The 12,665-nt window shown below is 70.1% G+C and carries 9 protein-coding genes; 4 read left to right on the top strand and 5 right to left on the bottom strand.

All coding sequences use genetic code 11. The annotated features are described in order from the left end of the window. The first annotated feature begins 3 nt into the window (after nt 1–3). Nucleotides 4–669, top strand: a complete 666-nt coding sequence (locus ACMCNK_RS33375; RefSeq protein ID WP_412740300.1) for a class I SAM-dependent methyltransferase — start codon at nt 4–6, stop codon at nt 667–669. Nucleotides 670–1,454: 785 nt separating this feature from the next. On the opposite strand, the gene ACMCNK_RS33370 is transcribed toward ACMCNK_RS33375, so the two are convergent. After that, entirely contained in the window at nt 1,455–3,029 is a 1,575-nt protein-coding gene (locus tag ACMCNK_RS33370; protein ID WP_412740299.1) for a methyl-accepting chemotaxis protein, read from the bottom strand. A 224-nt stretch (nt 3,030–3,253) separates the two neighbouring features. Between ACMCNK_RS33370 and ACMCNK_RS33365 the strand changes: the two genes are divergently transcribed. Next, on the top strand, nt 3,254–4,102 hold the full coding sequence (locus ACMCNK_RS33365) for an ABC transporter substrate-binding protein (protein WP_412740298.1): 849 nt from the start codon (nt 3,254–3,256) through the stop codon (nt 4,100–4,102). Between the two features lie 229 nt (nt 4,103–4,331). Here the strand turns inward: ACMCNK_RS33365 and ACMCNK_RS33360 are convergent, their stop codons facing one another. The 3 genes from ACMCNK_RS33360 to ACMCNK_RS33350 form a co-directional block, all read right to left on the bottom strand. Continuing rightward, nucleotides 4,332–5,336 carry a hypothetical protein gene (locus ACMCNK_RS33360; RefSeq protein ID WP_412740297.1) on the bottom strand — a complete coding sequence of 335 codons (1,005 nt, stop codon included), beginning with the start codon at nt 5,334–5,336 and terminating at the stop codon, nt 4,332–4,334. Nucleotides 5,337–5,367: 31 nt separating this feature from the next. Then, entirely contained in the window at nt 5,368–5,715 is a 348-nt protein-coding gene (locus ACMCNK_RS33355) for a PadR family transcriptional regulator (protein ID WP_412740296.1), read from the bottom strand. A 310-nt stretch (nt 5,716–6,025) separates the two neighbouring features. Further along, nucleotides 6,026–6,694, bottom strand: a complete 669-nt coding sequence (locus ACMCNK_RS33350; RefSeq protein ID WP_412740295.1) for a LuxR C-terminal-related transcriptional regulator — start codon at nt 6,692–6,694, stop codon at nt 6,026–6,028. 541 nt (nt 6,695–7,235) lie between these two features. Here ACMCNK_RS33350 and ACMCNK_RS33345 point away from each other — a divergent pair. Further along, nucleotides 7,236–7,532: a helix-turn-helix domain-containing protein gene (locus tag ACMCNK_RS33345; RefSeq protein ID WP_412740294.1), complete on the top strand. Its 297-nt coding sequence runs from the start codon at nt 7,236–7,238 to the stop codon at nt 7,530–7,532. Nucleotides 7,533–7,771: 239 nt separating this feature from the next. After that, nucleotides 7,772–8,416 (top strand): hypothetical protein, encoded by a 645-nt coding sequence (locus ACMCNK_RS33340; RefSeq protein WP_412740293.1) that lies wholly within the window; start codon nt 7,772–7,774, stop codon nt 8,414–8,416. Between the two features lie 92 nt (nt 8,417–8,508). Here ACMCNK_RS33340 and ACMCNK_RS33335 read toward each other — a convergent pair whose 3' ends face one another. Further along, on the bottom strand, nt 8,509–12,450 hold the full coding sequence (locus ACMCNK_RS33335) for a S8 family serine peptidase (protein WP_412740292.1): 3,942 nt from the start codon (nt 12,448–12,450) through the stop codon (nt 8,509–8,511). Nucleotides 12,451–12,665 lie beyond the last annotated feature (215 nt).

The following is a 12,665-nucleotide window of genomic DNA, read 5'->3' as shown; positions in this document are numbered from 1 at the left end:
CCTATGCGTTACGCGGGTGCGGGGCCGGGTGTGATCACTCCGGACGGATGTGCGGTGGAGTACTACTCGCTGCTACCGACCATGGGGGAACCGGAGATCGTCCATGCAGCGGTGCCTGGCGGCGCGTCGATCCTGGAGCTGGGCTGCGGCACCGGCCGCATCCTGCGTTCCCTTGCTGCGCTCGGCCACCGGGTGCACGGGGTGGACGAGTCACCCGCGATGCTGCAGCGGCTGGGTGACCTACCCAGTACGTTGGCGCGTCTGCAGGATGTCCGCTTGAGCCAGTCCTACGACGTGGTGCTGCTGGCCAGCACCATGATCAACGGAGACCCGCAGCTGCGTCGGGCGTTTCTGGTCACCTGTCGGCACCACGTCGACCCCGCCGGTCTGGTCGTCTTCCAGCAGAACGCACCAGCCTGGTTCGACACGGTGACTGCGTCGTCCGCAGAGATCGCCGGCATCCGGCGCGTGGTACGTTCCGCGCGGCGCCACGAGGACCGGGTGGACGTCGTCGTTGACTATCACGTCGGTGATCAGAGCTGGACGCACGAGTTTCCCCGGTACGCCATCACCGAGGACGAACTTGTGCAGAACCTGCAGGAGGCAGGACTGCAATTCGACCGGTACCTCACCGAGGATCAGTCCTGGTTCACGGCCCGTCCCGTCTGACACGCGTATACCGGACAACTGAGTGCCGTCGCAGTACGAGAAACCCGGCCGAACCCGGCGGGCCACGTCTGCGGCAGACGCCTGACGCGCGCGAAGGTGGCGCTCAATCTCACCGACATTGATCACGCCGACCGGCCCGAGCCGGCTCTGCCGGGATCGGGCTACCGCATACGCGGCCCGAGAGATCACCGCGCAGGGCTTCACCGGCAGCTGCCCGATCGTCCGCAAGCTCATCGAGCCGTACCGCAGCAGACCCGACCTGACCATGTCGCTTCGCCCACCGTCGGTGCGGCAGGTGGCCGGATGGATCTGCCGGCACCCAGACAATCTTGTCAATCGCGACACCGAGCAGCTCCGCAAGATCCTGGACCGCTGCCGAGAGCAGCTATCCGACAGGCCCTGGCTACCGGGGACACGCCGCTGCACAAGGTGTCGTTCGGCGCCTACGGCACCATCCGGGCATCGAGAACGACGGCACGAGGCAACCAGTGACCGGCGACCTGACCACGCTGCCCCGCGTATACCGGCGGCCCCGACGGCCGTATGCAGGTTTCGACCCAGGAAATCGTCCGGGCGCTCGAAAGGCACGGGATAGTCGGCTCGATGGGGTGTACAGGGTCGATGGCAGCGGTCCTCTTAGGACAATGTCGGGTCGTTTGATATCGCCCACGGGCGCTCCCTGTGCCAGCGGGCGCCATCCGCGCTTGGCTGGGCACCGCCCAGCTCAACGGCGAACAGGGATGAGTGATCAGGGGGTTTGCGGCAGGCGCCGGTTCGCGATCGAATCAGTGTCGGAACTGCCCGACGAGGTTGCTCAGCCGGTGGGCGAGGGTGGCCAGTTCGCTTGCGGCCGTCTCCGTGTCGTTGGCGGCCTTGTGGGTCACCCGGGTCATCTCGACGACGCTCACGATTGAGTCTGCGACGCTAGCGGAAGATTCGTTGGCCACGTTGACGCTGTCGGCGATCTGTCGCGTCGCCTCCGACTGGTTTTCCACCGAGGAGGAAATGCTGCGTTGCAGCTCGTCGATGCGTCCGATGACCTCGGTGATCCGGGAAATGGCATCGATGGCGCCGGCGGTGTCGGTTTGCATGGCCAGGACCTTGTTGCGGATCTCCTCGGTGGCCTGCGCGGTTTCCCGGGAAAGATCCTTGACCTCGCTCGCCACCACGGCGAAGCCCTTGCCCTTCTCGCCAGCGCGGGCGGCCTCGATTGTGGCGTTGAGGGCGAGCAGGTTGGTCTGCTCTGCGATCGATGTGATCATGTTGACCACGGCCGATACTTCATCACTGGAGCTGCGCAGCCGGCCGATGGTCCGGTTGGTTTCCGCGGCGAGCTGTACCGACTCGTCCGCGACCGAGCTGGCCTCAAGGACAGCCTGGGAGATGTCGCCAATGGACTCCTGGAGCCCATGGGTGGCCGCGCTGGTCGCCGCGACGCTTTCCGTCACATGGTCGATGTGCGCGGTGGCGGTCTGGGCTTGCGACGAGGCGGTGCCGGAGCCGACGGCCAACTGTTGGCTGGTCACGGTCAGCTCCTCGGAGGCTGTGGAGAGCGTCCGAGCGTTCTCGGTGATCTCGGAGAGGGCCTCCCGCAGCGAAGTGACGATCTCGTCGAGGCTGGCGGCCAGCTCTGCCAGTTCGTCGCTGCCATCCATCGCGGCGCTGACGGTGAGGTCGCCCGCGGCGACCGCTCGGGCCACGTCCAGGCAAACCTGCACCCGGCGAGCGATGCGGCGGCCGACCAGCAGGGATGCCCCACCGAGCGCCAGGGCGGCCAGCAGACCGATGATCATGGTTAGCATCTTGCCCCGGTTGGCGTCGGAGACGGCGGCGTCAGAGCTTTGCCGGATCGTGGTGCTCAGAGCGGTTTCGAGGCCCTGCATCGCCTCGTGCAGCTGCTGGTTGTGGGCGTCGAAGTCGGGTCGGGCGGCGAGGGCACCCGTCCGTTCGGGGTCCGAGGCGACCTGGCTGGCGAGGGCTACCACATGTTGCCCGCTGGCGATGAAGTCGTTCAGCGGCTTGAGGGTCCCGTCGATCTGGGGACGCAGGGCCCGGTTGTAGCGGATCGCCTCGTCGAGGCTGCCGCGGATCCGCTGGACCTCTTTGCCCAACTGGTCAAGGGTAGCCTGCCGTTCGGTGCTGTTACGGGTGCTCAAGGCCACGAGGACTTCACTGTGGAAGCTCGCCCGGGCCGAGTCGGCGGACTGCACCGCACGCAGCGCGGTGGTGAAGTCCCGGGCTTTGACCTGCTGGTCCGCCAGCCCGGAGGCGCCCAGGTAGCCCACGGCGCCGGCGCCGGTGACGAACGCGAAGCCGGCGACGGCCAGAGCGGCCACCTGGCGACGGAGGGTGAGCTTCATTCGGATGGTCTCCCGGGCGCGTGTTTGAGCACGGGTCAAATCGGTCCACCGCCTGACCTTCTTGAACGATTTCGCCAGCGCCGTACCTCACTCATGGGCAGCGCCGTGTCCCGGTCGTGTGGGACAGGCGGCAAGGTGGTGAGAAGGCTCAGGTGAGGACAGGGCGGCGCCGATGGTTGCGGCCGACCGGGGTGGCTGACTTCGCGGAGACTGAGGAGCTTCCTATGCGCGTGCGCGCCGTTTCGTTGTTGGTAGGCGCTGTCGCGGTGATGCTTGCCACAGCCGGCTGCAATGGCACACAGCCGGCGTCGACGTCGGTGGACCGCCTCGCCGAGGCCCGGGCGGCGCTACCTGCCGAGGTGCGCAGTTCCGGCGAGTTGACCATCGGCACCGACCCGGTGTTCGAGCCGATCACCTTCATGAAGGACAGCCAGTACGCCGGGCTGGACATCGATCTGGGCAACGCGGTCGCCGCGAAGCTGGGGCTACGGGTGAAATGGGCCACGGTTTCCTTCGGCGACCTGTTGGGCAAGATCCAGGGCCGCAATATCGACGTTGCCATGTCGTCGATGACCGACAAGGCTGACCGTCAGAAGCAGGTCGACTTCGTCGATTACCTCAACGTCGGCACTTCGATCGTGGTGAAGAAAGGCGTAGGCGATATCGGCGGAATGCCCGGACTTTGTGGGCGTCGAATAGCGGTCCAGCCGGGAACGTTCTACGTGGACATGGTGCAGAACCAGGCAAAGCAGTGCGAGGCCAAGAAGGTCACCATCCTGCAGTCCCGTACCCCGTCGGCCGACGTGGCCGCAGGCAAGGCCGACGCCTCGATGGACGACTTCCCCATCATGGTCGCCGACGTGCAGCGCCTCCCGGGCCTGGAACTCTCCGGATCGCAGATCGAGGCACTGCCGTACGGAATGGCGGTGGCCAAGGACCGCCCTGCGCTGACCGGGGCGCTGCAGGCCGCCCTCTATGCAATCTTCGAGGACGGCACGTACGACCAGCTGCTCGCCAAATGGAAAGTCAAGGAGGGGGCTCTGAAGACGGGCGCCATCAACGGGGGCATCTGACCCTACGTGCCGCCCCTGCTCGTGCTGCACCTCCTGGGGCCCGATGCGGCGGCCTACGTCAACGTCCCATGGCCCATCGTGGTGAGCACCCAGATGCTGCTGTGGAATATCGGTACGGGCCTGCAGCCGCCGGTCGCCGTGCTCGAGAGCCCACTCCTGGACGCCGGCGAGCTCCCGCGCCGCCCCCGCGAGGTCACCGATCCGCCCGAGCATGTCGGCCCGGCTGGGTTCAGGCTTTCTCGGCTCGGCGGCCGAGCTCGACCAGCGTGCTCAGCCGCTCCCAGCGGTTGAGCCCGACCGCCGCCACGGCGAACGCCGCCACGGGAGTCGCCAGCAGAATCGCCCACTGGAACGGGCGCAGCAGGATCGGCGAGGGGAACTGCTGGCTGGAATACATGAAGCCGGCGAATCCGTAGGTGACCATCGCGGCGACGCCGGCCACCGGCGCGATCAGCGCCAGGATCCGGCGGCGGACCAGGCCGCCCTGCCGCCACCAGGCCCACACGGCAAGCGCGGCGGCGCTCACGTAGAGCGGCACGGCGTACCGGAAATGGAACTGACCGTTCATGGTGACCCCGTAGCTGAAGTCGGAGAACCAGCCCTGGTGAAAGTCGGTGACGCTGCCGGCACCCGCGAACGCCAGCGCCGCGGCGAACCACCAGAGGCCGCGCGGCGCGGCGACCCGCGCGCCGCCGGCGAGCCATGCCGAGCTGACCGCGACCAGCAGCGCCACGGTCACCAGCCAGCTTGATCGCAGGACCTGGCTCGGCGAATAGGCGTACCACTGTGCGACGTGCGCGATCTCGACAAGGGCGCCGCCCACCGCGGCGCCGGCGGCGAGGCGGCGCAGACCGGCCATCATCAGGGTGAACACGACCGCCCAGACGGCCGGACGGGCGAACTCCAGCACGTCCACCCCGGGGTAGAAGGTCAGGCCGGGCAGGATCCAGCGAATGCCCACGACGAGCAGGAACAGCGCCCCAACGACCTGGACCGCGAACGCCGCCCGGCGCCACGCAGGATCACCCAGGTCGCCGACCCACCCACGAACGCGGACAGCCAGCCCATGGAACAGGATGTCGGCGCAGTCCCGGGCACTCGGGCGGCGCTGCCCCGGCTCGGCCCCGGCCAGCAGCACGCCCACCATCTCCTCCTCGTATTCCCGCCGGTGCAGCATCGGGTAAGCCGCCATCAGGCGGCGGTAGCGGCCCTCGAGCTCGTCGTGCGCGGTCATGCAATCTCCGTCTCCAGTCGTCACCGGGACCTCAGGCCAGCGCGTTGCCGAGCCGGAAACGGCGCTCGCGAAGCCGCCGGCTGGCGACCGTCGCCTGCTGCAGCAGCCGTTCGCTCTCGTCGGCCAACCGCCGATCGCCGAGCGCCGTGAGCCGGTAGTAACGCCGCAGCCGGGACTGGACGACCTCTTCGCGTTCGACCTCGATAAGCCCGTCACCGCGGAGACGGTCGAGCACCGCGTAGAGCGTGCCCGCCCGCAACGCGACCCGCCCGCCGGTGAGGCGCCGAACGTCCTCGATGACGGCGTAGCCGTGCTGCGGCTCGGCCGCGAGCGCGGTCAGCACCAGGAACGTCGGCTCACGCATGGCCGAAGCAGTCATGCGGCAAGCATATACAGATAGGAAGCATATAAAGAGACCCACAATGGAACGCAGTGGATCGCGTTGCCGCGACGGCAATCTCAGCGCGGGCAGCCTCACCTCGCTGCCCACCTCTCGGCAGGTACTGCAACGACCCTGCGCTCGTGGCCGGCTGGATCAGTGAGACGACCACAATCAAGAAGGTGGATCGGAGTGCAGATGTTCTACCGGCCCGGCACCGAGACCGGCCTCGCGGAAGGTCAATCGAACGACGTCGATCATGCGCCTGCGTGGTGCCCGGGGATCGAGCTCACGAACGCGACGATCGCAGCTACCCCCGCGGAGTTCCGGTCCGGAACGACGGCTGCAACAGGCGGGCCGCCTCCGCCTTGTTGACCGCGTCGAGGCGCGAGACCGCCCCCAACTTGGTGTAGACGTTCGTGAGATGACGCTTGACCGTCCCCTCGACGATGCGCAGCCGGGTGGCGATCTGTGCGTTGCTCAGGGCCTGGGCGGCGAGCTCCAGCACCTGCAGCTCGCGGCGGCTCAGGGGGCTGCTGGCCGGCACGGCCAACTGGGACGCGTTGCGGTGCGAGACCATCAGCACGCTGGTGGCCTCCTGGCAGACGGTACGGATCACGCCGACCAGTTCCTGCCGGCTGGCCGACCTGACCAGCGCGGCATGCGCGCCCGCGGCCAGCACGTCGCGCAGCAGCCGCAGGTCGTCGTCCATGGCCAGCACGACGACGCGGGTGCGTGGCGAGATCCGCCGGATCTGCCGCACCGTGGCACAGACCGGCCGGTCGGGCATCTCGACGTCCAGCAGGACCACCCGTGGCCGGCGGGCGGCCACCGACTGGACGGCGGTCACGCTGTTCCCCGCCTGGCCGACGACGCGGAAATCGGGCTCGGCCGTGACCATCTCCACCAGCCCTTCGCGCAGCAGGGCGTGGTCGCCCGCGACCAGGATGTCGATCGATCCGATGGCCGGGGTGTGCATCTGGCGTCCCACCGGTGATCTCGGGGGTCGCCTGGTCACGCCCCGGGTGCGGCCCGGCGCCGGTGGGACGAACAGGTTTTGCCCGTTCCTGTCGAGCTTGCGCATGGCACCTCGTACTTCGATGGATACGCCTTCCCGGCGCGCATGATCCGGCGGTGGCAGCCGGGCTGCACAACGTCCCGCTCGACGACCGCCCCGCGTTCGACACATGCCTGACTTCGTCGATTCTGCCGACATCCGGCCGTGATTGTCCACATAGCCGGGTGCGATTGACGTCTTTTCACATACGCCGTCGGACTGTCAAAGTCGCCACCGGCCGGGCCACGGGAATTTGCACCCACGATCCCGCTAATTCAGATGGCGCACTACCCCTAAAGGTGTAGTTAGGCGCACTCCCTTGGTGCAACCCCGCACCCGCAACCGTCGTCGGCGTCCTGCTCATTGCGACGCGGGCAAAGGTTCGGCCGAGCAGCCTCCGGCATCGTCGATGTTGACTACGGAACCGAACCCCTGCACTCGTCGGAGACGAAGGAGGACTTCCATGACTCGATATGTCGAACCGCCCATCGGGCGGCTGATCAGGCGGTACCGGTTACGCCGCGCCATGACCCAGGTGGCACTGGCGAATGCGCTGGCGGCGGCCTCCGGGAACCGATCCGTCAGCCGCGACCAGGTCAGCCGTTGGGAGGGTGGGGGCCGCGTGCCCGGGCCCTACTGGCGCGGCTGGCTCGGCGTGGTGCTGGGTCTGTCCCGGCACGAATTGGACCGGGCGGCCGCCGAGGCGCGAGCGGTGCGTCTGCTGTCGACCGCGGGCGTGCCGGCCGGTCGCGGCTATTGACGACCAGCCCCGCAGCTGACGACCAGTCTCGCAGCGACCGGGACGGATAATCGCACAACGCCAAATTGACATTGTTAGATGACAATGTTTCCAGGACGGTGTGGCGGCAGGGCGAACCCGGGGGTGGCCAGAAAACGGACTCTTTCTCAGCACCGTGCCCGAGGACAGGATTTGTTTTCGGAAGGCCGGACCCGCACCACCGGCGGGATACCGGACAGTGTCGACTCCAGGAGGAACCCGTGTCTCTCATCACCCGGCGTATCGCAGCTCTCGGCACACTCCCGCTGGCCGTGGGTGCCGCCATGGCGCTGACCGTTGCGCCCGCCAGCGCGGCACCGCTCGTGCCCCCGGCGCCGGCGTCCAACATGGTGATCAGCCAGGTCTCCACGCAGGGACCCGGCGGGGTGACAGACGAGTTCGTCGAGCTGCGCAACATCGGTGAGCAGTCGATGGACATCTCCAACTTCAGCATCTGGAACTGCAACAACTCCGGCCTGCACACCCTGCTGGCCACGATCCCGGCCGGCACCATCCTGAGCGGCAGCGAGGATCAGCAGCCCGACACCGGCCAGTACTACCTGCTGGCGGCGCAGGGCTACGAGCGGCTGACGCCGCCGGACCAGACCTACAACGGCAACATCGCGCGCACCGGCGGGGTGCTGCTGCGCAGCGCTCCCACGCAGGAGAACTCCCTGGGCGCCCGGGTCGACTCGGTCGGCTTCTCGGCCAACAACATCTGCACCGAGACGGCGCCCGCGCCCGCGCAGAGCAACACGTTCGCCGACCAGTCCGTGCTGCGGGTGGCCGACCAGGACACCAACAACAACCAGTTCGACTTCCGCCGGGTGGCGCCCGCCATGCCGCGCAACAGCAGCTCTTCCTGAGCATCCGATACCGAGCGGCCCGCGACATGCCTGAGCCGAGCCGCCCGACGGGCACGGCCCGGTGGGAACCCCCACCGGGCCGTGCCGGGTCGTCACCGCGAGTGCACCTCACCGGTGGCGACCCGCTGGGACGGCGCCCGGCCCGCCGCCGCGAGACCGTACGCCCCCCGCACCGTCTGCTGGAGACGGTTGCCGGCGCTGTCCCACGCCTCCGCCTTCAGCCACACGCCGTCCGGCCCGGCGGCGGCGGGATTGCGTACGCCGATCTGATACCGGCCCGGGGCCAGCTGCCGAACCGTCGCCGGTCGCCAGGTCTGCCCGGCGTCGGCGGACGACCACAGCCAGAGTCCGGCCGGTACGCCGCCGTTCTCCGCCCCCTGCGGCTGCCCGGCCAGCACCTCGAAGGTGAAGTCCCGTCCGGCCGGGGCCCGGTTGTCCGGGTCCAGCCCCAGCCGGTAGGTCACCTGGATCAGCGGTTGGTGGACGCAGCCGCCCGCGACCGTGCCGGGACAGGGCAGCGACGGCGACCGCGGTGGCGCCGAACGGAACGTCCACGTCGAGGTCGTGTGCGTTACCGGCCGGACGTTCGGACCGGCCGGTGCCGGCCCGTCGACCTCCAGCCGGTAGTCCGCCGGCTCGGGCGACATCCGGAACGTCGGCATCGGCAGATCAGCAGTCTCCTGCGCCGGTACCTCGACACCGTCGCGGTAGAGCTGGACCCGGCTGCGGTAGTCCGGCCACGACTGGATGGTGTGCGTGCCCGTCGAGTCACTCAGGTGCCAGGCCGGGAAGAACAGGGCACCGTCGGGTCCGCCGCGGCACAGGCCGCAGCCGTCGGCGCCGCTACCCGGCTCCCCCTCCAGGACCGGACCCTCGTACCAGCGCTCCTCGGGCAGCGATCGGGGGCCGGTGCCGAAGACGTCGCGGCTGAGCAGCGAGGTCGTCTGCGCCGGGGCGTTCGCCGGCTGCTCGTTCTGGGTGGTCCATCGGATCCAGGTCACGGTGGCGTTCGCTGGTCCGACGTACTCGGCCCGGACGGCCGGTGCCGTGAACTGGACGCGTTCGCGGACGGCGCTGAGGCTGCGCGGGCCGAAGGCGTACCAGTTCTTCTCGTAGGTCATCGGCCGGTCGGCGTGGTAACGCGTCGGGATGACCACCAGCGTGGCCGGGGTGGCGACGTCGACGCGCCCGGCCGGGACGCCCGCGGTCGGATAGAACAGGTTGTAGTTGTTGTCCGGCGTGTCGTCGCCGGTCAGGCTGATCCACACCGCCTCGTCCGCCAGCCGCGCCCGCAGGGCCGCGCCCTCGGCATAGCCGAGGAACAGTTGCGGCACGGGCGCCGCAACGGGGCGGGCCAGCGGCACCGCGCCGGTGCGGTCCACGTACACCAGTACGCCGATGGCACCGGCGTCCGCCACCGCCCGGGTGGCCGCGGTGGCCGCCTGCGCGGCGGCGCCCACCGGATCCGGGGTGTCGTCGGATGCGGCGACGGCGACCAGGGCGAGCCGGCCGTGCAGGTCGAGCCCGGCCAGGTCGGCGGGCTGCCCCCGTCCGGCCCAGACCAGGTCGGCCTGCCGGGTGCCGGGCCAGCGGGCGGGCGTGTGGTAGACGTCGTACCGGGGGTGCAGGTCCACCGTGGTAGCGCCGGTCCCGGCCCGGACGCCCAGCCCCGAGGCGGCCAGCGTGCGCTTGTCGTAGGTGTCCAGGTCGCCCTTGCCCGCGGCGGGCTGCGGAGTGACGAAGATGCCCAGGTCGGGGTCAGTGCGTACCGCGGCCAGCAGGCTGACCTGGGCGCCGGTGGTGGTGCGCACCACCTCGACGGAGCGGGCCAGCTCGTCGGTGGCTTCCGCGGTGGTGACCGTGTGCCGCTGGCCCTTGCGGGCGTCCAGGGTGACCTCGGTGTCGCCGCTGACGGTGACCTCCGGCGACACCAGCAGATCCGTACGGCGGCCGGTCAGCTCAGCGGCGGACAGTGACGCCAGGGCGGTGTACACCCCGCCGCGGCGCACCGGGGCGGCCCCCGTCCCGTCCTCGACGGTGACGACGAGGGTGGCGGCGGCGAAGGGGTCGTTCGAGGTGGCCGGGTCGAGACCGGCGTCGACCAGGTACACGGTGCCGAAGGGGGCGGGACGGCCATGATGATCGGTCATCCGTACGGTCATCTGTGCGGTCTGCGGAGCGAGGTAGGCGCCGACCGCGGTGCGCAGGGAGACCTGTCCCCCGGTCGCCGTGACGGCCCCACCGTAGGCGCCGCTGGCGGCGGCCGGATCGATGGTGACCGTGGCGGAGGCCAGGCCGCCCGCCGGCACGGTGAGCTCGGTCGTGGACAGCCGGCCCAGGGTCGGCGCGGGCGCGCCGTTCCAGCCGGTGAACGTCATCCCCAGGTGCAGGTGCAGCGGCTCGGTGCCGTCGTTGACGTAGTTGATCGGGTACTGCTCCGAGTTCGGGGCGGGAGTGTCGGCTCCGGCCTGCAGGGCGCCGGTGGCGGCGATGTCCTGCCGGGTCGCGCGGGCCACGTCGACCCGGCCCGCCCCGACCGCCGCCCAGCCACCGTCGACCGGGGCGGCGCTGCTGATCAGGGCATCCTTGAGCCGGTCGGCGCGCCAGGTGGGACGTCGCTGGGCGAGGATCGCGGCGGCGCCCGCGACGTGCGGGGTGGCCATCGACGTGCCGGACAGCGTCGTGTACGCGTCGCCCACGGGTTCACCGAGGTCGGTGCCGGCGGCGCGGGCGGCGACGATGCCGACGCCCGGCGCCACGATCTCCGGCTTGATCAGCCCGTCGCCCAGTCGCGGGCCCCGGCTGGAGAACGCGGCGGGGTGGTCGTCGCGGTCCACGGCACCGACCGTCAGGGCGGTACGGGCCGCGCCGGGGGTGTTCACGCTGACCGGCGCACCGTCGTTTCCGGCGGCGACCACGAACAGCGCGCCGGTGCGTCGGCTCAGCTCGTCGACCGCCGCGCTCAGCGGGTCGGTGCCGTCGGTGGGGTCGCCTCCCAGACTCATGTTGATCACGCGGGCGCCGCCGTCGGCCGCCCACTGCATGCCCGCGATCACCATGGAGTCCAGCCCGGCCCCGTCGTCGTCGAGCACCCTGCCGATCATCAGGTCGGCGCCGGGCGCGACGCCCCGGTAGCGGCCGCCGGAGGCCGCGCCACTGCCCGCGATGATGGACGCGACATGGGTGCCGTGCCCGAGCCGGTCCGCCGTGGTGCCGGAGCCGGTGAAGTCCACCGCACTGGTGATCTTTCCCCGCAGGTCCGGATGGTCGGCGTCGATTCCACTGTCGAGCACGGCGACCGTCACGCCGGTCCCGTCGTATCCGGCCTGCCACGCCTCGGGCGCGCCGATCTGCGGCACGCTGTGGTCGAGAGTGGCGGCGACCCGCGCGTCGAGCCAGATCCGGCCGATGCCGCCGCGCAGTCCGGGCCGGGCCCGCCCGGCGGCGAGGGCGCCGGTCGGGCCGACCGCCTTCCAGAATCCGGAGCTGTCGCGGTCCACCCGCAGCGCCTCGCCACCCAGCGTGGGCAGGGCGCGGGTGCGATGGCTGGCCGGGAGTGCGCCCGCGCCGCCGCGCTGTGGGCGGGTGACGATGACCGGCAGGGTGGCCGAGCGGTCGTCATCCAGCCCCTGCCGGGTGAGGCCCCGTACGTTGAACAGCTCCCGGTCGAGTGCACCGGAGCTGATCAGCGGCTCGGCGTCCGAGGGCACCACGTAGAGCGCCGAGCGGCCCCCGGCCGCCGGGCGGGAGGTGGTGGCGAAGGTGACCGCACGCCGGTCGAGCGCTCCGGGTTGGACGGTGACCTGCGCCCGCCCGCCGGGCAGATCGCGGTAGCGAACCCGGTCTCCGGTGAGCAGAGTGACGGTGTGCGAGTCGTCCACGGTCGCGGACGTCGGCGCCGGTGGGCCGGACGTCACTGGTGCGGCCTGCGCGTGGGTGGGCGGCAATGTGGCACCGGCGCAGGCGACCACGGTGGCAAGGGGGATGCCGAGGCGCCAACGGCGGGCACCTCCGGAGCTGTGACTGGAGCTCATCGGAGCGTCCTTCCGTCCGGGTGGCGAAAGAACAGCACCTCGTCACGTGGGGCACGACGCGGTGCTGGTGGGCCGCTAGGGCGGGACTGTGAACCTGCCACTAACAACTTATGAAAAGAATGAGGTTCGCCGATGCGTTGCGGAACGGCTGTGCCCTGGCGAGAACTCGCCGCTGACACGATGACGCCAGGCCGATAGCGGATTTCCCGGCGACG

This window comes from Krasilnikovia sp. MM14-A1259 (assembly GCF_047159535.1).
In the GTDB taxonomy this organism is placed as follows: domain Bacteria; phylum Actinomycetota; class Actinomycetes; order Mycobacteriales; family Micromonosporaceae; genus Actinoplanes.
This window is presented reverse-complemented; position numbering and strand designations above follow the sequence as displayed.